An 18,998-nucleotide genomic window follows, 5' to 3' on the forward strand; every position below is an offset into this window, starting at 1 on the left:
GCCGCCGGAGGGCCGGTCGACACCCGTGTGGGTGTTCCCCCGCGCGGGGGTGGTCCGTACGGCTCACCATGGGTTCATGCCGATCTCCGCCGCGCGCCGCGCCGCCCTGCTCCTCGCGACCACCGTGCTGCTCGCCGCCGGGGCCACGGGATGTTCGGACGACGGCGGCAACGCAGGCGCGGCCTCCGACGCGCCCACGGATCTCACCGAGCTCACCACGCAGACGCTGGAATGGGCACCGTGCCCGCCCCCGTCGCCCGCCGAGGGCGGCGGCCCCGCGCCCTCGCCACTGCCCGGCGGCACCCCCTGGGAGTGCTCGTTCATGGACGCCCCGCTCGACTACTCCGAGCCGGACGGCGAGACCATCGAGCTGGCCCTGATCCGCGCCCGGGCCCGTGACCAGGCCAACCGCATCGGCTCCATGATCTACAACTTCGGCGGCCCCGGCGGCTCCGGCGTCACCGGCCTGCCGTCCTTCGCCCCGGACTACGAGAAGCTCCGCTCCCGCTACGACCTGGTCTCCTTCGACCCCCGGGGCGTCGGACGCAGCGAGCCCGTCGAGTGCCTGTCCGACAAGGAGCTGGACGCCTACTACGCCATCGACTTCACCCCGGACGACGCAGCCGAGGAGCGCACCCTCTCCGACGCGCAGAAGAGGTACGCCGCGGGCTGCGAGAGGGAGTCCGGCGAGATGCTCCCCCACGTAGGCACCGAGAACGCCGCCCGCGACATGGACCTGATGCGCCAGGTCCTGGGCGACGACAAGCTCCACTACTTCGGCATCTCGTACGGCACACAACTCGGCGGCGTCTACGCGCACCTGTTCCCCAAGAAGGTCGGCCGCGCCCTCTTCGACGCCGTCATCGACCCGAGTTCCGGCACCGAGGGGGGCGCCCTCGGCCAGGCCAGGGGCTTCCAGCTCGCCCTGGACAACTTCGCGAAGGACTGTGTGGAGCGCGGCGACGAGTGCACGCTGCCCGGCTCGACGGTCGCCGAGATCGAGGCGTACATCCTCGCCCTCCTCGCCGAGCTCGACAAGAAGCCGATCCCCGGGATCGGCGACCGTGACCTCACCCAGACGCAGGCCACCAACGGCATCGCGCAGGCGCTGTACTCCAAGGAGTTCTGGCAGTACCTGGAGCAGGGTCTCGACGCGGCCGACGGCGGCGACGGCGCACTGCTCCTCGCCCTCTCCGACTCCATGAACGGGCGGGACCAGAACGGCAGCTACAGCAACATCCAGGCGGCCAACGCAGCCGTCAACTGCGTCGACTTCAAGGAGCGCTACACCCTCGGCCAGGCCAAGGAACGGCTCCCGGAGTTCCGCGAGACCTCGCCCGTCTTCGGCGCATACATGGGCTGGGGACTGTCGAGCTGCTCCCAGTGGCCGGTCCCGGGCACCTGGGAGCACCCCGACGTCTCCGCGCCCGGCTCCGCCCCGATCCTGGTGCTCGGCACGACCGGCGACCCGGCGACGCCGTACGAGGGCACGCGCGCGATGGTGAACGCGCTCGGCAAGGGCGTCGGCGTGGAGCTCACGTACGAGGGCGAGGGCCACGGGGCGTACAACGGCGGCAACGCCTGCGTGCAGAACACCGTCAACGCCTACTTCCTGGACGGCAAGGTGCCGGTCTCCGGCACCGTCTGCAAGTAGCCCCCGCGGGCCGCCTAGGATGGCGGCTTTCCGGTACGGATCACGGGGGTTGCGCGACATGTCCACACGGATACGGGTGGCGGCACTGGCCGTCACCGGAGTGCTGGCCGCCGGGTGCGCGGGCCCCGGCGCCCCCGCCGGCCCGCCGGCCACCGACGCCGAACCGTCGCGGGGAGCCGCCGCCTCGCCCTCCGCCCGGCCCTCCGTCCCGCTCCCCGCCTCGCTCACCGGCCAGCGCCCCTCGTGGAAGCCCTGCGCGGCCCCGGAGGGCGGCGAGAAGCCCGGCGCCGACTGGCGCTGCGCCGGTGTCCGGGTCCCGCTGGACCACGCCCGGCCCGACGGCGAGACGATCGAGATCGCGCTGATCCGCAAGGAGGCCCGCGACAAGGGCGGCCGGATCGGCTCGCTGCTCTTCAACTTCGGCGGCCCGGGCGCCTCGGGCGTCGACATCCTCCCCCGTGCGGCCCGCGAGTACGACGGACTCAACCGCCGTTACGACCTCGTCGGATTCGACCCGCGCGGCGTCGCGCGGAGCTCCGGTGTGGTGTGCCGGGACGACAGGGAGCTGGCCGCGTCGGAGGGAACGGACGTCACGCCGGACACGGCGGCCGAGGAGGCCGCGTTCGTCGAGGACGGCGCCTCCTTCGGCGCGGGCTGCGCCCGCCGCTCCGGCACGGTCATCCCGCACACCACCACGAGCAACACCGCCCGTGACCTGGACCTGATCCGGCACGTCCTCGGCGACGAGAAGCTGAACTACTTCGGCATCTCCTACGGCACCCAGCTCGGCGGTGCCTACGCCCACCTCTTCCCCTCGCGTGTCGGCCGTACCGTCCTCGACGCGGTGGTCGACCCGACGGCCGACGCCACGGGACACGCCAGGAACCAGACCATCGGCTTCCAGCGGGCCCTGGACAACTACTTCAAGAGCGCCGGCGGGAGCCCCGCCGAGGGAACCGCCCGGACCGTCCGTCTCCTGGAGCGGCTGGACCGGAAGCCGATGCGCGTCGGCGACCGCACCCTGACCGAGGGCCTGGCCGTCACGGGGATCGCGATCACCCTCTACGCGGAGAGCAACTGGCCCCTGCTCACCTCCGCCCTGGAGAAGGCCGAGCGCGGCGACGGCTCGGAGCTGCTGCGCCTCGCCGACTGGTACAACGACCGGGACGAGCAGGGCCACTACGGCACCCAGTCCCACTCCCAGCGGGCGATCTCCTGCGCCGACTCCAGCGAACGCCCCACGGGCGCGCAGGCGAAGGCACTGCTCCCCGAGTTCCGCGGGCTCTCACCCGTCTTCGGCGCGTTCCTGGCCTGGGACACGGCCGGCTGGTGCGCGCGGTGGCCCGTGAAGGGCGAGCGGGCCGACCAAGACGTGAGTGCCCCCGGCGCGGGTCCGGTCCTGGTCGTCGGCACGACCGGTGACCCCGCGACGCCGTACGAGGGCGCCGAGCGGATGGCGAAGGAGCTGGGCGCGGGCGTCGGCATCCTGGTGAGCAACGAGGGCGAGGGGCACGGCGCGTACGGCACGTCCTCGTGCGTGACCAGGACGGTCGACGCCTATCTGCTCGACGGCAAGGTCCCGGCGTACGGCAAGCGCTGTTCCTGACGGCATGCGGAAGGGCCCGGACCCGATGTCGGGTCCGGGCCCTTCTCGTTCGCGTGCGCGGGTCCAGGGCGTGTGGCGAAAGTCCCGCCTGCCTAGTAGACCGGCTTCTCGGGCTCGATCTGGTGCACCCAGCCGATCACGCCGCCGCCGACGTGGACCGCGTCCGCGAAGCCCGCGGACTTGAGCACGGCGAGGACTTCCGCACTGCGGACACCCGTCTTGCAGTGCAGGACGATCCGCTTGTCCTGCGGCAGGTCCTGGAGGGCAGTGCCCATCAGGAACTCGTTCTTCGGGATCAGCCGCGCGCCCGGGATCGAGACGATCTCGTACTCGTTGACCTCGCGGACGTCGATGATGTCGATGTTCTCGCCCTCGTCGATCCACTCCTTGAGCTGCTTGGGAGTGATCGTCGAGCCGAGCGCCGCCTCCTGGGCCTCCTCGGACACGACGCCGCAGAAGGCCTCGTAGTCGATGAGCTCGGTGACGGTCGGGTTGTCGCCGCAGACCGCGCAGTTCGGGTCCTTGCGGACCTTCACCTGGCGGTACTGCATCTCCAGGGCGTCGTAGATCATCAGCCGGCCGACCAGCGGGTCGCCCACGCCGGCCAGGACCTTGATCGCCTCGGTGACCTGGATGGAGCCGATGGACGCGCAGAGCACGCCCAGGACGCCGCCCTCGGCGCAGGAGGGGACCATGCCCGGCGGCGGGGGCTCCGGGTAGAGGCAGCGGTAGCAGGGGCCGTACTCGGACCAGAAGACGGAGGCCTGGCCGTCGAAGCGGTAGATCGAGCCCCAGACGTACGGCTTGTTCAGGAGCACGCACGCGTCGTTGACGAGGTAGCGCGTGGCGAAGTTGTCCGTGCCGTCGACGATGAGGTCGTACTGGCTGAAGATGTCCATCACGTTGTCGGCCTCGAGCCGCTCTTCGTGCAGGATCACGTTCACGTACGGGTTGATGCCGAGGACCGAGTCCTTGGCCGACTCCGCCTTGGAGCGGCCGATGTCCGCCTGGCTGTGGATGATCTGGCGCTGCAGGTTCGACTCGTCGACCTCGTCGAACTCCACGATGCCGAGCGTTCCGACACCGGCCGCGGCCAGGTACATGAGGGCCGGCGAACCGAGGCCACCGGCGCCCACACAGAGCACCTTGGCGTTCTTCAGCCGCTTCTGCCCGTCCATCCCGACATCCGGGATGATCAGGTGGCGGGAGTACCTGCGGACCTCGTCTACGGTGAGCTCGGCAGCCGGCTCGACCAGGGGTGGCAGCGACACGGGGACTCCGTTGGTCGGTATGTCAGTACGGTTGTTCTCCCCGTAACACTGCCACGGCCCTCCTCATTCCGAGACACCCGGTCCAATGCGCGAGACGATTTCGTCCCAGTAGCCGGGCAGAGTCTGGAAAGCACCGGTCTGTCCGAAGCGGTCGTTGTGACCGGGATGACCCGTGTGGTCGGTGAAGAAGATCGTGCCCGCGCCCTGCCAGCGGGCGATCCGCATCGCCTCGTCGAGATGGCTGCGCGGCACCCCGTGGACGAGGTGGACGAACTTCTCCGGCGGGTACTCGGCCGTCCACTCGGCCACCTGCGACCAGCGGTAGTCGGTCCACGCGCCGGAGAAGGTGACCAACTGGTCGGCGGCCTCGGCATAGCCCGGGTACGGATGGGTGCCCTGGCTCAGGACGAGGTGCGCCTCGCCGTCGAGCACCGCCTCCAGGGTCGCCGTGACCCGCCTGACCTCGGGCAGGTCGGCACGGTCGGTGGGGGCACGGTCCAGATAGAACCCGTCGACCTTGTACCAGTCGAGGAAGCGGTGGGCCTCCGAGACGATCTCACCGAAGTCGCGCGAACCGTGGCGGAGGTCCAGGTGCCCGAGGACCTTGACGCCCGCGTTGGTGAGCCGGCCCGCCGCCTCCAGGCAGTGCGGGTCGGGCCGGTCCCCCGGCCCCTCGGAGACGTTGAGCACGGCCCAGTGCAGAGGGGTGCCGGGGCGGGTCAGTTCGGCCCATTCGACGGGCGCGAGCAGCGGATGGGCGTAGCCGGGGACGCCGACGCCCATCTCCTGCTCCTCGACGGCCCCGGCGGTCGTCGTGGGCGTGGTCAGATGCGACATGCCGCCTCCATCCAGATGTCGGCGAGCGATTCCTCGAGGTTGATCCGGGGCCGCCAGCCGAGCCGGTCGCGGGCGGTGCGCACGTCGGCCTGCTGCCAGCTGCCGCAGCCGTCGGGGTACGGGTAGGGCGCGGCGGCCAGTTGCTCGGCGATGCTCTCCGTGCGGGGCGCGCCGATGACGGGGCGCTGGGGCGGGCCGTCGAGTTCGTGCAGGGTTCCCGCGTAGCCGGCGACCCTGGCGAGAACGGCGGCGGCGTCGCGGAGCCTGACGGCGCGCCCGGTGCCGATGTTGACGACGCCCTGGGCGGCGGAGAGCGAGGCCGCGTGGACGGCGCGGGCGACGTCGCGTACGTCGACGAAGTCGCGCTGCACGCCGAGGCCGCTGAGCTTGAGCTCGCCGTCGCCGGCCTGCATGGCGCGGCGCATGGCCTCGGCGAGGCGGCCGAGCGGGGACCCGGCGGGGGTGCCGGGGCCGACCGGGGAGAAGACCCGGAGGACGACGGCGTCGAGTCCGGACCCGAGGACCAGCTCGGTCGCGGCGAGCTTGGAGACGCCGTACGGGCCGCCGGGGCGGGGCACGGCGTCCTCGGCCGTGGAGGAGCCGGGCTGGGAGGGGCCGTACTCCGAGGCACAGCCGACCTGGACGAGCCGGGCGCCGCAGCCGCTGCGGCGCAGGGCCTCGCAGACGGTGGCGACGGCGACGGTGTTGTGCCGGGTCAGGTCGCGGGCTCCGCCGCGGGTGGCACCGGCGCAGTTGACGACGACTCCGGGGTGGACGGCGTCCAGGAAGCGCGTCAGGGCGCCGGGGCTGCCCCCGGCGAGGTCGAACCGTACGTCGGCGTCGTCGCCCCGGCCGAGGGCGGTGAGATGGACGGCCGGGTCGGCGAGCAGCCGGTCGGCGACGAATCGTCCGAGGAATCCGTTGGCTCCGAGCAGCAACACCCTCATCGTGCGGCCCCTTCGTGCCGACCGGCCGTTGCTGGAAGTGGGGAGGTCATGTCTCTTTCGTCTCCTTGGGATGGGTCCTGCGTGGTGGGTGCGCCCGCGGCGTCGGCTCCGCGGGTGCGCCTGGGTTCAGGGGTGGGTGCCGCTCGGGCGGCGGCTGGGGGGCCGCGCCGGCGTGGCGGCCCCCTAGGGGGTGGCGTGGGCCGAGGCCCGGGAAAGGGTGGCGGTGGCGTGGGCGAGGAGTCCGAGTGCCGCGCCGCCGCAGACGAGGGCGGGTACGGCTCCGGGGCCCCAGGTGTCGACGAGGGAGCGGACGGGGGCGGCCAGGAGGTCGCAGCCGGGGACCCGGCCGGCGAGGACGCTCGCGAGGGCGAGCGCCTCGGCGGCGCAGGCGGCGGCCAGGCAGCTCGCCGCGGTCTCGGGGAAGCCGTGGACGGCGAGGAGCCGGGCGAGCAGGAGCAGGGTGCCCAGGGCGAGGGCGCCGGGGGCGAAGCCGGTCAGGGTCAGCAGGCCCGCGAGCACGGCGAGATGGAGGGCGACGGCGGCGAGGAGCACGGGGCGGGTGCCGGCGGCGAAGTCCTCGAGCCCGCGGCTGGCGGCGAGCCTGCGGCGGGCCCTGGTGGCGAAGAGCCGGGCGCACCAGGCGGCGGGGGCCACGGCGAGGGCGAGGCCGAGGAGCGGGCCGGGGGTGACGGGCCAGGCACCGTCGGGTCCGCCCGCGAGGGTCGCCTGGAGGAGACCGTCCCCGCCGAGCGCGTACGCGAGGAGCCAGAGGGTCCAGACGCGGGCGGCGGGGACGGTGCGGCCGGCGGCGCGCAGGGGGCCGCGCCGTACGGCGACGGCGAGCGCGGCGGCCAGGCCGAGGGCCCCGGCCGCGCCGACGGCGAGGCGCACGGGCCCTTCTGTGAGCGCGAGTCCGGTGACGGTGAGGGCGGCGACGGCGCCGGGTGCCAGGGCGGCCAGGGTCCACCCGGCCCACCCGGTGTGCGCCGCACCCTCCTGCGCGGGGCGCGCGGGCGCCCCGTTTCCACGCGGCACGCGCGCGTACAGCTCTTCGGCGAGCGAGAAGACGTCCCGGTGCCTGAACCGCGCGGCGGTCCGGTCGGTGACGCCGTGCGCTTCGAGCCCGGCGGCGATCTCCAGCGGGTCGACGGCCCGCTCGCACAGCTCCCGGTGCCGGTGCATGAGCGCCCTGACGGGGTCGGCCGGCCCCCGCCGGGCGGGCTTGGCCGAGAGGCCGGGGGCCGTGACCTCCGGGGCGGGGGGAACGGTGGCCGGCTCCTCGGCCCTGGGGCCCGGGAGCTGCGCCCCGCCCGCCCGCAGATCGAGCCCCGTCCCCTCGCCCGGGTCCGCGGCGACCGAGCCGACCGCCGGGAGCGCGGCCTCGGACGCGGGCGCCGCCGGAAGCCGCCACTCGGGGTCCCGGGGCGCGGGGGTCACCTGGCGCGGGTCCCCTGGCGCGGCGCTCTCCGCCGCACCCGTCCCCGTATTCGTACTCGTACTCGCCCTCGTATTACTGCCTGTACCCGTGCCCGCGTCCGCCGTTGCCGCGTCCGACGGGTGCGCCTCGGTGCCGTGGCCCAGCGGGCCCGGCCTCTCAGGGGCTTCCGTCGTCACGGAGACCGTCACGGCCACCGTCAGGGCCTTCGTCCCGAGGAGCGCCTCGGAGTGGGAGTCCCAGGAGCCGGGGGTCGTGGGGGCGGCGGGGCCGCGCATGGGGGTGCCTCCTTCAGGCATCGTCGTCTCCCGGTCCGCTGGTCGCGCTCACGGGCTGGTCCGCCCAGGCGCCGGGGACGTACGCCTCCGGCGGGTGCGCGAAGGGGACGCCCTCCGCGGCACGTCGGCGCACCGGCGAGTGGGAGAGGAGTTCGAGGTAGATGCCGCGGAACGCGGCCAGGTTCTGCTCGATCGTGAAGAGTTCGAGCGCGCGCGCCCGCGCCGCCGCCCCCAGCCGGTACCGGCGCTCGGGGTCGCGCAGCAGCGCCAGGCACGCGTCCGCGAGCGCCCGCGGATTGCGCGGGGGCACGACGAGTCCCGTGCCGCCGATGACCTCGACGACCGCGCCGACGTCCGTCGAGACCGTCGCCCGCGCGCAGAACATCGACTCGACCAGGCTGATCGGGAACCCCTCCACGACGCTGGAGAGGACGACGACCGCCCCCGCCGTGTACGCCTCGGCGAGCGTGGGCGCCTCCGGCCCGCCGATCTCCTCGAACGAGACCGGGTTCTCGCCGACGGCGTGCGCCCCCGGCGCCTCGTCGGGGAAGAGCTGGGCCGCGAGCGCCTTGCAGTGCGCGATGTACGCGTCCGCGCCCGGCTCGCGCACCGGCGCGGCGATGATCCGCAGCCGTACGTCCGGCTGCGCCTTGCGCACCTCCGCGAAGGCGTGCAGCAGGGCGATCAGGTCCTTGGCTGGTTCCACCCGGCCGACCCAGACGAGGGTCGCCGGGTCGCCGCTCTCCTCGTCCTCGCCGACCTCGGTGAACCGGTCGGACTCCATCCCCGGGTAGACCGTGCGCAGCTTGGCGCGGTCGGCGCCGCACCGCTCCTGCCAGCGCCGGGCGTGGGTGTTGCCGGGGGTGAGGAGCGAGGCCTGCCGGTAGACCTCGCCGGCGAGCCGGCCGTGGAAGCCGGCGAGCAGCGCGCGGACGGGCGACGGACGGGGCGCCTCGCCGGTCGCGAGGTAGTGCGCGCGCAGCTGGACGCCGTACTCGGTGACCAGCAGAGGTGTGCCGAAGAAGCGTTTGGCCAACAGGCCGGGCAGCGCCGCCGATCCGCCGGATGCGGCGTGGCAGAGGTCGACCGCGCCGAGGCCGTCGTCGCCGTACCAGTCGAGCGAGAGCGGCCGCAGGGCGCGCTCCAACTGGTCGACGGTGTCGAGGTAGTCGGGCACGGTGGCGTCGGCAACGCTCCGGCGCGCGCCGGGCGCGTGGCAAGCGGACTCCAGGGTGCGGACGGCGAGTTCGGAGCGGAGGGCCGCGTAGAGGCCGCCCCGCTCGCCGGCGAGTTCGGCCAGCCCGTGGAGTCCGTCGGCGAAGCGGTCGGCGGCGGTCGTGTCGTCCTCGGCGCAGATGCCGGTCACGAGCGCGCCGAAGTGCTCGGCGAAGCGGCGCCGTTCGCGCCGCCCGTAGGTGTGGCCGTCGTCCTCGGGGGCCCAGAGCGAGGCGGTGCGGACCCGCCGGACCTGCGGGGGCAGGTCGACCCGGCCGGTCTCCTCCTGCCGGGCGCTGCGGCTGAGGGCGTACACGTCGAACTCGTGCGACGCGAGCCCGCGCACGAGCCGGTCGCACCAGAGCCTGGACTCACCCGTGGCGTACGGGTAGCCACCCTCCGTCAGCAGTCCGATCCGCATGAGTACACCCCCGATCTCGCTTCACTCCCGGCCGCCGTGGTGACGGCGACTCTCAGCGGGATGAACGTAAGCGGATGTGCCGGTGGCGCGACGGACGGTTGTCCGTCGCGCCACCGGAAGGGGTGAATGCACGTAACTTTCGCACCCTGGTCGCGTTCCGTCGCGCTACGAGGCGATTCGCGTACGCAGAGTCAGGCCCCGGCCTGCCATGGCGCCGCCCGGGAACACCGGCCGCGGGGCGGACCGGTGGACGTCAGTTCCCGGGGTGGACCCAGGGGTTGGGACGGCACTTGATGCCGTCGATGTCCAGGGACTTGGTCTGCTGCTGCATCACGGGGGCGAGGGCGCCGGGGGTGCGGCAGCTGACATGGTTGTTGCCGAGCCGGTGCCCCACCTCGTGGTTGATGAGCATCTGGCGATAGGGGAGCATCGCCTGCGCTCCGAAGGTCTCCGAGCCCTGCGCCCAGCGGAACGCGTTGATCATGACGCGGGAGGTGGAGGCCGAGTCGCAGGAGACGTTGTCGACGGTGGTGTCCAGGTCCGACTTCGCGCACCAGACGCCGGTGGTGCCGGGGCTGGCGAGAGTGATCACGAACTCGGGGTCGCCGCTGGAGATCCGCTCGAAGGTCATGGCGCCCTTGCCGGCCCAGCTCCGCTCGTCGTTGAGGGTCTTCTGCACGGCCTCGGCGAACAGCTTCGGGTCGAGCCCGAGCCCCTTCTCCACGTCGACGCGGTACCGGATCTTGCGCCCCTTGCCCGGCGCCCTCTCGAAGCCGCCCACGGCCTCGAACTCGCCGGAGCCCTTCAGCTTGGGGTCGATGGGGAACTGGCGCGCCATCAGCTGCTCGTACGTGGCCGGCTTGGCGGGCGCCACGGGCGCCGTCCTCGGGGGTGCGGGACGCTCGTCGGAGCGCGAGGCACCGCCCTGGTCGACCGCCCGGTCCGTGGGCCCCTCCGCCGAGCGGGCGACGGCGGTACCGGCGTCCCGGTCCGCGACCTGACCGGCCACGACGACGGCGAGGACGGTGGTGACGGCGGCGGCCGCGATGCCGGTGAACGCCCGGCCCTTGCCGCCCGACTTGGCCGGCGCCTCCTCGGGCTGCTCCTCCGGCAGGTCGTCGGGCAGGTCCTCGGGCTCCCGCTCCCTGCGAGGGGCGGGGATGAAGGGGGTACGCGCGGTGGCAGCGGCGGCGGGGCCGGTCCCGTCCGAGGCGTTCCCGCGGGTGCCCGGCCGGTCGCCGTAGCCGCCGGGCGGCCTGGGCATCGTCTCGGTGTGTTCGGGGTGCCCGCCTCGTACGGCCGCGTCGGCGGGGGCGGTGTGGACCGGGGTGCCGTGCATCGGCGTGTCCCAGACGGGACGGCCGCCGCCCTGTCCGCGCGCGCCGGGCTGCGGCGCCCCGTACGCGCCGGGTCGCTGCCCGTAGGTGCTCGGGCCGTTCTCGTAGGTGCTCGGGCCGTTCCCGTAGGTGCTCGGTCCGTTTCCGTAGGTGCTCGGCGCCTGCCCGTGGGGGCCGGACCCCGGCCCGTACGGACGCGGGTTCCGCCCGTAGCCGCCCTGGCCGTTCGGATCCGGCGGGTTCGTGCCCCGCGGCTCCTCGTACCGCTCCTGCGGTCCCGTGTCCTCGACGCCCTGCGCGCGCCTTCGGCGCCCCGTCCCCTGCCCCGCGGCCTCCCGCCGCCCCGGATCAGCGGGGGGTGCGGGCGCGGGGCCCTTGCGACTATGTCGTCCCACGCCCCGGATCAGCTCCCGCCACTGTCGCCGCTGTCGCCACTGCTGCCGCGCTTCTCTGCGTTCTCTACGCGGCCTTCGCTCTGTTCGTTCAATTCGATCAGTTCCCGTACGGCCTGGGCGACCGTCTCGGGGTACTCCATCATGGCCACATGTCCGGCGTCCGGGAGCGTCAGGAGGCGCGAGCCGCGGAACGCGGCGGCCGCCCTGCGCGCCATCCGGTAGGAGACGAGCTGGTCACGGCCACCGTAGACGAGCAGCGTCGGGGCGAGCACCCGTTCCGCCTGCCGCCACAGTCCGTGTTGACCGCCCAGTGTGTACGCGTCGACGATGCCGCGCGAGGAGCGGGCCATGACGTCCCAGAAGTACGGGAGCTCCAGGCGTCGCTCCATCTCCTCCACGGCGTGCCGGAGGCCTTCGTCGGAGACCCTGGCGGGGTCTCCGTAACAGAGGGCGAGCATCCCGCGGACCCGCTGCTCCGGCGTCCAGTCCCTGGTCAGCCTCGCGAAGAGGGGCGCGACGCCGGGCATGGCCAGGATCACGGTCGGCCACGCGGTGCGCTGGGCGCGCAGCTCGGGCAGGGCCGGGGAGACGAGGGTGAGCGTGCGGACCAGGTCGGGGCGGACGGCAGCGACCCGGGTGGAGACGGCTCCGCCGAGCGAGTTGCCGATCAGGTGGACCGGGCCGCGGCCGGAGGCGTCGAGGAACCGGATGACGGCACGGGCGTGTCCGGTGACGGAGTAGTTGCCGTCGTCGGGCGGCGGGGAGTCGCCGAAGCCCGGCAGGTCGACGGCCTCACCGTCGACGAGGTCGGCGAGCAGCGGCATCAGGGCCGACCAGTTCTGGGACGAGCCGCCGAGGCCGTGGACGTAGAGCGCGGGCGCGAGTCCCGGCCGGTCGCCGGGGCGGGCCCGGACGGTGAGCGTGAGCCCGGGCAGCGAGACGGAGCGCAGCTGCTCGCCGTCGGCGACCCGTACGGCGCGGGTCCGCGACGAGGACGGTGCGGCGGCGGTCCGGGTCTCCGGCAGCTCGGTCGACGACATGGCCGCAATATTACGAGACGATCACGCGGGGGCGCGTGTGTGTGGCGTCACAGGTTCGGGTGCGCCGCGCGGAGTGTGCTCCTACGCTCATAGGTAGGGCCATCGGAGAGGACCCGCATGCTGGAAGGAATCCGCATGACTGTCGATCCGAACGAGCCGGACACATTCGCCGAGGAAGAGGACGACGTGCTCGACGAGGAGATCCCTGAGGCCGACGCGGCGGAGCAGCGCGCCGAGGTGCAGCAGCGCGAGGACGAGCCGCACACCCATGTCGAACGGGACTCCGCGAACGAGGCGGACTCGTCCGAACAGGCGCGTGTCGTCGCTCTCGACGAGGACGACTACCGCTGATTCGTTCGGTTTAATGTTGGATCGCCTATCGCCCTCGGCGTCCGGTCCGTGAAATTCTGCGTCCGCACCGCGCACAGCCGGGTTACCCAAAAGTACGATGGCGGGCGCGGCGCCACACAGCGCATGGATCGATTTTTGGGAGGCGGCGTGACAGCCATCGAGCAGACAGAGGCAGCACGCCCTCGGGGCACGCGCCTGCCGCGCCGAGCCCGAAGGAACCAGCTGCTCGGGGCGGCCCAGGAGGTGTTCGTCGCCCAGGGGTACCACTCCGCCGCGATGGACGACATCGCGGAGCGCGCGGGCGTCAGCAAGCCCGTGCTCTACCAGCACTTCCCGGGCAAGCTCGAGCTCTATCTGGCCCTGCTCGACCAGCACTGCGAGGCGCTGCTCCAGGCCGTGCGCACGGCCCTGGCGTCGACGACGGACAACAAGCTCCGGGTCGAGGCGACGATGGACGCGTACTTCGCGTACGTCGAGGACGAGGGTGGCGCGTTCCGGCTCGTCTTCGAGTCGGACCTGACCAACGAGCCCGCCGTGCGTGAGCGCGTGGACCGGGTCAGCCTGCAGTGCGCCGAGGCGATCTCGGACGTGATCGCCGAGGACACGGACCTGTCCAAGGACGAGTCCATGCTGCTCGCCGTGGGTCTCGGCGGTGTGTCGCAGGTCGTGGCGCGCTACTGGCTCTCCAGCGAGTCGACCATCCCGCGCGACAAGGCGGTGGCGCTGCTGACCTCGCTGGCGTGGCGCGGTATCGCGGGCTTCCCGCTGCACCCGACGGACGGCCAGCCGCTCGCCGACGGCCGCTGAGCCCCGGTTCGGCGCGCTTCCGGCCGCCGGGCTCCGGGGTGTTCGATCCCGGATGTTCGCTCCTGGCGTTCCGCCGGTGCGCCGTGCGGATCGCCTCACCGGGCTAATGTGTGCAGCGTACGGCGCGGTAGACGCGCAACGCTGACCGTTCGGAGGGACATAGCCGTGGAGGTCAAGATCGGCGTGCAGCACGCACCCCGGGAGATCGTTCTGGAGAGCGGGCAGTCCGCCGAGGAGGTCGAGAGCGCGGTGGCCGACGCGCTGGCCGGCAAGGCGCAGCTGCTCAGCCTCACGGACGAGAAGGGCCGCAAGGTCCTGATCCCGGCCGACAAGATCGCGTACGTGGAGATCGGCGAGCCGGCGGTGCGCCGGGTGGGCTTCGGCGCGCTCTGAGACGTACGGCGAAACAGGGGAAGGGCCCGGCGGATTCGATCCGCCGGGCCCTTCGTCCGTCCGGGTGGGCTCGGGGTCCGGTCCGGTGCGCGGACTCGGGCAGAAGGTGCAGGTGAGGCGGGCGAGGAGGATTGCGTCGGAGTCGGTTCGGGTAGGACGGCCTACGACCGAATGTCCCGCCCCGCACCGCACGCGAGGTGATCCCGTGTTCCTGGAAGCCCTCGGCTCCGCCCTGCTCGGACTCGCCCTGGCCTGGGCCGCCGTGCACCGGCTGCCCGACCGCCTCCCCGCACGTGGAGTCGTTCTCACCACGGGCACGCTCGGCGCCGTCTTCGGCGCGCTGGTGACCCATGGCGCGCTCGGCCCCGGCCACGCCCTGGCGACGCTCCTCGGGGCCGTGGCGATCGCGACGGTCCTGCTCTCCCTGCTGATCCGCCCGGCCGCGCGCCGTCTGCGCCGATCAGCGGCGGCGTGAACAGCGCCCACCCCCGGCACACCACGAACAGGCCCCCACGAACAGACGTCGGCGGCCCCGCGGCTCGATCCGCGGGGCCGCCGACGTCTGTGTCGCGCGGTGCGTGTCGCGGGTGTTACGCCGCCAGGCCCAGCGCGGCCATCCGCTTGGTGTGCGCCTCGGTGATCCGGGAGAACATCCGGCCGACCTCCGCCAGGTCGAAACCGGCGGCCATGCTGTCGACCCCGCCGACGAGCATCGTGGACAGGGCGTCGCGCTCGGCGACGACCCGCTGGGCCTGCGAGAGCGCCTCGCCCATCAGCCGGCGCGCCCAGAGCGCGAGCCGGCCGCCGACGCGCGGGTCGGCGTCGATCGCGGCGCGGACCTTCTCGACGGCGAAGTTGCCGTGGCCGGTGTCGTCGAGGACCGACAGCACGAGCCGGCGCGTGTCGGAGTCGAGCCGCGCCGCGACCTCCCGGTAGAAGTCGCTCGCGATCGAGTCGCCGACGTAGGCCTTGACGAGGCCCTCCAGCCAGTCCGAGGGCGCGGTCTGGCGGTGGAAGTCGTCGAGGGCCTTGGCGAACGGCTCCATCGCGGCCGTCGGCTCGGCGTCGACGGCGGCCAGCCGGTTGCGCAGCTGCTCGAAGTGGTGGAACTCGGCGGAGGCCATCTTCGCCAGCTCCGCCTTGTCCGCGAGGGTCGGCGCGAGCTTCGCGTCCTCGGCGAGCCGTTCGAAGGCCGCGAGCTCGCCGTAGGCCAGCGCGCCGAGCAGGTCGACGACCGCGGCGCGGTAATGCGGCTCGGCGGACGCGGTGGCCCAGTCCTGGGCGGCGATTCCGGTGAGCTCCTCGGTGGTCTCTCCGGTGGTCGCTTCCGCGTTCTCTTCGGCGGGCGTGGCGTTGTCAGGCGTCTCCATGAAGCGCACAATAGCCCGCTCCCCGACGCGCCCAGGGCGCCGGTCAGTCACTGTGACGGCGCCCTCATCATCAATTGTCCCAACACACATGCGCGAATCCGGGGTACAGTGGTAAAGCGCCTGCTGAGTATGCGGACAAGTTTTCGCACGTTCGGACGTACTCGGTGGGCCGACTCATGAATGAGGATGCCCGGTCGGTGGCCCGACTGGCTCCGACCCGACAGCCCTCCCAGCGCACCCGCAGGAGGGTCCCTCAAGCGGCACGACGCTCGAGCGACGGCAGTGGTCCCGCGCCACCCGGCTGTGATCCTTACATCGATCCGGCCGGAAGCGAATCGGCACGGTACGACCCCCAGCGTTCGCCTCGCGCCGCGTCTCACAGAAGAGGCAGCACCCTGACTACGACTTTCCGAGAGCTCGGGATCCTTCCCGAGACGGCCGAGGCGCTCGAAGCCGTCGGCATCGTGTCCCCCTTCCCCATCCAGGAGATGACCCTCCCGGTCGCCCTCTCCGGCACCGACGTCATCGGCCAGGCCAAGACCGGCACCGGCAAGACCCTCGGTTTCGGTCTGCCCCTCCTGGAGCGCGTCACCGTCCCCGCGGACGTCGAGGCCGGCCGGGCCCGGCCCGAGCAGCTGACCGACGCTCCGCAGGCCCTGGTCGTCGTCCCCACGCGCGAGCTGTGCACCCAGGTCACCAACGACCTGCTGACCGCCGGCAAGGTCCGTAACGTCCGCGTGCTCGCCATCTACGGCGGCCGGGCGTACGAGCCCCAGGTCGAGGCGCTCAAGAAGGGCGTCGACGTCATCGTCGGCACCCCGGGCCGCCTGCTCGACCTGGCCGGCCAGCGCAAGCTGGACCTGTCGCACGTGAAGGCCCTCGTCCTGGACGAGGCCGACGAGATGCTCGACCTGGGGTTCCTGCCCGACGTCGAGAAGATCATGAACATGCTTCCGGCGAAGCGTCAGACCATGCTGTTCTCGGCGACCATGCCAGGCGCCGTCATCGGTCTGGCCCGTCGCTACATGACGCAGCCGACGCACATCCGCGCCACGTCGCCCGACGGCGAGGGCGTCACCGTCGCCAACATCAAGCAGCACGTCTTCCGCGCGCACTCCATGGACAAGCCGGAGATGGTCTCCCGCATCCTGCAGGCCAACGGCCGCGGGCTTGCGATGATCTTCTGCCGTACGAAGCGCACGGCCGCCGACATCGCCGAGCAGCTGCAGCGTCGCGGCTTCGCCTCCGGCGCGGTCCACGGCGACCTCGGCCAGGGCGCGCGCGAGCAGGCCCTGCGCGCGTTCCGCAACGGCAAGGTCGACGTGCTCGTCTGCACCGACGTCGCCGCTCGCGGCATCGACGTCGAGGGCGTCACGCACGTCATCAACTACCAGTCGCCCGAGGACGAGAAGACGTTCCTCCACCGCGTGGGCCGCACCGGCCGCGCCGGCGCCAAGGGCACGGCCGTCACCCTGGTCGACTGGGACGACATCCCGCGCTGGCAGCTCATCAACAAGGCGCTCGGACTGGACTTCCACGAGCCGGTGGAGACGTACTCCAGCTCCCCGCACCTGTACGAGGAGCTGGACATCCCGGCGGGCACCAAGGGCGTCCTGCCCCGCGCCGAGCGGACCCGTGCGGGTCTGGGCGCGGAGGAGCTGGAGGACCTGGGCGAGCCCGGCGGGCGCGGTCGCAAGAAGGCCGCCGCACCGGTGGCCGAGGAGCGTCCGGAGCGTACGCGCACCCCGCGCCAGCGTCGCCGTACGCGTGGCGGCTCCACGGCCGGCGAGGCGGTGGAGACGACCACGGCTCCGACCACGGCCGCGGCTCCGGCCGCCGTCGCCGACCCGTCGGCGGAGGACGCGACGGCCACGCCGCGCACCCCGCGCCGCCGTCGCCGGACCCGCGCCACGGCCGTGTCGAACACCGCCGTGTCGAACACCGCCGTCTCCAACGCCGCCGCGCCGGCCGTCGAGGCCGCCTCCCCGGTCGTACCGGCCCCGGTCGCGGAGGCGTCCGCCCCCGTCGCCAAGGCTCGGGTCGCCAAGACCCCGGTCGCCGTGGTCGCGCAGGCCAAGCCGGTGGACGAGGCCCCGAAGGCGGCCCCGCGCCGCCGTCGTGCGCGCATCGTGCCCGAGGCCGAGACGGTCACCTTCCAGACCGTGGAGACCGCGGCCGCCGCCCTCGCTGCGGCGAAGCCGGCCGCCGAGGTCGTCGAGCCGGTGACCGAGACGGTCGAGGAGCCGAAGAAGGCGCCCCGCCGTCGCGCGGCGAAGAAGGCCGTCGCGGCCGAGGTCGTGGAGGTCGTCGAGGCGGCCCCCGCCGCCGAGGTTGCCGAGGAGCCGAAGAAGGCGCCCCGTCGCCGTACGGCCAAGAAGGCCGTCGCGGCCGAGGCCGTCGCGGTCGTCGAGGCCCCGGCCGTCGAGCCCGTCGCCGAGGAGGCCCCCAAGGCCCCGCGCCGCCGGACGACGAAGAAGGCCGTCGCCGCCGAGGCCCCGGACGCGTCCGAGCCGAAGACGGCGCCCCGCCGCCGTACGACGAAGAAGGCCGCCGCCGCTCCGGCGGAGGCCGCGGTCGGCGAGACCGCCGAGGCCCCCAAGACCCCGCGTCGTCGTACGACGAAGAAGGCCGCCGCCGCGCAGCCCGAGAGCTGACGCGCCGACGCACCCCCGTAGTGGCCCGGTCCCTCCCCAGGGGCCGGGCCACTGCGCTGTCCTGCCCCCGCTGAACAGCGGTTACAGTCCCCTTATGAGCAAGCCCCGGTCCCTGGCGCTGCCGCCGCGCACCCGTGCCTACCGGCTTCGGACCACGCGCGGCGACTTCGCCGTACTGGACACCGTGCCCGCGGGCGAGACCCGCGGCACAGTGCTGCTGCTGCCCGGCTACACCGGCAGCAAGGAGGACTTCCTCGCCCTGCTCGGCCCGCTAGGCGAGGACGGTTTCCGTGCCGTCGCCGTCGACGGGCGCGGCCAGCACGAGACCCCCGGGCCGCGCGGACGCCACGCCTACAGCCGCCGCGCCCTCGCCCTCGACGTGGTGGCGCAGGCCGCCGCGCTCGGTGACGGTCCGGTGCATCTGCTCGGCCACTCCTTCGGCGGACTGGTGGCCCGCGCCGCGGCGGAGCTCGCGCCAGCCGCGTTCCGCTCGCTGACGCTGCTCTCCTCGGGGCCCGGCCGGGTCGCCCGCCCGCAGCGGATCAGGGTCCGGGCGCTGCGCGGTGCGCTCGCCGTGCTGCCCAAGGAGCGGGTCTGGCTGGCGACGCGCTGGCTGGACAGCCGGGGCGAGGAGCCGGGGGCCACCGACCCGCCGGAGATCGTACGGTTCCTGCGGCGCCGCTGGATGGGCACCCGGATCGCCCAACTTGCGGGCGCGGGGCGGCTGTTGCTGCGCGACCCGGACGGTACGGCACGCCTCGCCGCGCTGGCGCTGCCGGTGCACATCGCGTACGGCGCGGAGGAGATGGTCTGGCCGGTGCCGGGCCTTGCCGCGGCGGCGACGAGCGTGGGCGCGCACCACACGGTGGTCGCGGGCGCGGGCCACTCCCCCAACGTCTCCCACCCGGAGGAGCTGGCGGCGCGTCTGGCGGCCTTCTGGTCGCACGTGGACGCGACCGCGGCCGGAGCGGTCGGCTAGGGCGGGGC

The 18,998-nt window shown here is 73.4% G+C and carries 16 protein-coding genes; 8 read left to right on the forward strand and 8 right to left on the reverse strand.

Annotated elements, in window-relative coordinates:
* Nucleotides 1–76: 76 nt before the first annotated feature.
* Both ACF1G2_RS14545 and ACF1G2_RS14550 read left to right on the forward strand, forming a co-directional pair.
* Nucleotides 77–1,654 (forward strand): alpha/beta hydrolase, encoded by a 1,578-nt coding sequence (locus ACF1G2_RS14545; RefSeq protein ID WP_391798591.1) that lies wholly within the window; start codon nucleotides 77–79, stop codon nucleotides 1,652–1,654.
* 58 nt (nucleotides 1,655–1,712) lie between these two features.
* Nucleotides 1,713–3,260, forward strand: coding sequence for an alpha/beta hydrolase (locus tag ACF1G2_RS14550; RefSeq protein WP_391798592.1), 1,548 nt, complete (start codon nucleotides 1,713–1,715; stop codon nucleotides 3,258–3,260).
* Between the two features lie 92 nt (nucleotides 3,261–3,352).
* Here the strand turns inward: ACF1G2_RS14550 and moeZ are convergent, their stop codons facing one another.
* The 7 genes from moeZ to ACF1G2_RS14585 form a co-directional block, all read right to left on the reverse strand.
* Entirely contained in the window at nucleotides 3,353–4,531 is a 1,179-nt protein-coding gene (gene moeZ, locus ACF1G2_RS14555; RefSeq protein ID WP_352191274.1) for an adenylyltransferase/sulfurtransferase MoeZ, read from the reverse strand.
* Between the two features lie 63 nt (nucleotides 4,532–4,594).
* Nucleotides 4,595–5,368, reverse strand: coding sequence for a spherulation-specific family 4 protein (locus ACF1G2_RS14560; protein WP_391798593.1), 774 nt, complete (start codon nucleotides 5,366–5,368; stop codon nucleotides 4,595–4,597).
* Nucleotides 5,356–6,315, reverse strand: a complete 960-nt coding sequence (locus ACF1G2_RS14565; protein ID WP_391798594.1) for an NAD-dependent epimerase/dehydratase family protein — start codon at nucleotides 6,313–6,315, stop codon at nucleotides 5,356–5,358. Before ACF1G2_RS14565 ends, ACF1G2_RS14560 begins: the two co-directional genes overlap by 13 nt.
* Nucleotides 6,316–6,498: 183 nt before the next feature.
* Nucleotides 6,499–7,752: a hypothetical protein gene (locus ACF1G2_RS14570; protein ID WP_391798595.1), complete on the reverse strand. Its 1,254-nt coding sequence runs from the start codon at nucleotides 7,750–7,752 to the stop codon at nucleotides 6,499–6,501.
* 289 nt (nucleotides 7,753–8,041) lie between these two features.
* A complete protein-coding gene (gene pelF, locus ACF1G2_RS14575) occupies nucleotides 8,042–9,664 on the reverse strand; it encodes a GT4 family glycosyltransferase PelF (RefSeq protein WP_391798596.1) in 1,623 nt (540 codons plus the stop codon).
* A 253-nt stretch (nucleotides 9,665–9,917) separates the two neighbouring features.
* Complete coding sequence (locus ACF1G2_RS14580; protein ID WP_391798597.1) at nucleotides 9,918–11,396, reverse strand: DUF3152 domain-containing protein; 1,479 nt, start codon at nucleotides 11,394–11,396, stop codon at nucleotides 9,918–9,920.
* Nucleotides 11,397–11,404: 8 nt separating this feature from the next.
* Nucleotides 11,405–12,436 (reverse strand): alpha/beta fold hydrolase, encoded by a 1,032-nt coding sequence (locus ACF1G2_RS14585; RefSeq protein ID WP_391798598.1) that lies wholly within the window; start codon nucleotides 12,434–12,436, stop codon nucleotides 11,405–11,407.
* 135 nt (nucleotides 12,437–12,571) lie between these two features.
* Between ACF1G2_RS14585 and ACF1G2_RS14590 the strand changes: the two genes are divergently transcribed.
* The 4 genes from ACF1G2_RS14590 (at nucleotide 12,572) to ACF1G2_RS14605 (ending at nucleotide 14,462) form a co-directional block, all read left to right on the forward strand.
* Nucleotides 12,572–12,787: a hypothetical protein gene (locus ACF1G2_RS14590; protein WP_391798599.1), complete on the forward strand. Its 216-nt coding sequence runs from the start codon at nucleotides 12,572–12,574 to the stop codon at nucleotides 12,785–12,787.
* Nucleotides 12,788–12,934: 147 nt separating this feature from the next.
* Nucleotides 12,935–13,594 (forward strand): TetR/AcrR family transcriptional regulator, encoded by a 660-nt coding sequence (locus ACF1G2_RS14595; protein WP_391798600.1) that lies wholly within the window; start codon nucleotides 12,935–12,937, stop codon nucleotides 13,592–13,594.
* A gap of 165 nt (nucleotides 13,595–13,759) precedes the next feature.
* Nucleotides 13,760–13,987: a DUF3107 domain-containing protein gene (locus ACF1G2_RS14600; protein WP_352193002.1), complete on the forward strand. Its 228-nt coding sequence runs from the start codon at nucleotides 13,760–13,762 to the stop codon at nucleotides 13,985–13,987.
* Nucleotides 13,988–14,192: 205 nt separating this feature from the next.
* Complete coding sequence (locus tag ACF1G2_RS14605; protein WP_391798601.1) at nucleotides 14,193–14,462, forward strand: hypothetical protein; 270 nt, start codon at nucleotides 14,193–14,195, stop codon at nucleotides 14,460–14,462.
* A gap of 115 nt (nucleotides 14,463–14,577) precedes the next feature.
* Here the strand turns inward: ACF1G2_RS14605 and ACF1G2_RS14610 are convergent, their stop codons facing one another.
* Nucleotides 14,578–15,357 carry a ferritin-like fold-containing protein gene (locus ACF1G2_RS14610; protein ID WP_391798602.1) on the reverse strand — a complete coding sequence of 260 codons (780 nt, stop codon included), beginning with the start codon at nucleotides 15,355–15,357 and terminating at the stop codon, nucleotides 14,578–14,580.
* Between the two features lie 488 nt (nucleotides 15,358–15,845).
* Here ACF1G2_RS14610 and ACF1G2_RS14615 point away from each other — a divergent pair, with 488 nt between their 5' ends.
* Both ACF1G2_RS14615 and ACF1G2_RS14620 read left to right on the forward strand, forming a co-directional pair.
* The gene (locus ACF1G2_RS14615) at nucleotides 15,846–18,011 is read left to right on the forward strand and encodes a DEAD/DEAH box helicase (RefSeq protein WP_391799027.1); all 2,166 of its coding nucleotides are present in this window, start codon (nucleotides 15,846–15,848) and stop codon (nucleotides 18,009–18,011) included.
* A gap of 94 nt (nucleotides 18,012–18,105) precedes the next feature.
* A complete protein-coding gene (locus ACF1G2_RS14620) occupies nucleotides 18,106–18,990 on the forward strand; it encodes an alpha/beta fold hydrolase (RefSeq protein WP_391798603.1) in 885 nt (294 codons plus the stop codon).
* Nucleotides 18,991–18,998: the final 8 nt, after the last annotated feature.

The sequence above is a fragment of the Streptomyces sp. NPDC013457 genome, from assembly GCF_043089925.1.
GTDB lineage: Bacteria > Actinomycetota > Actinomycetes > Streptomycetales > Streptomycetaceae > Streptomyces.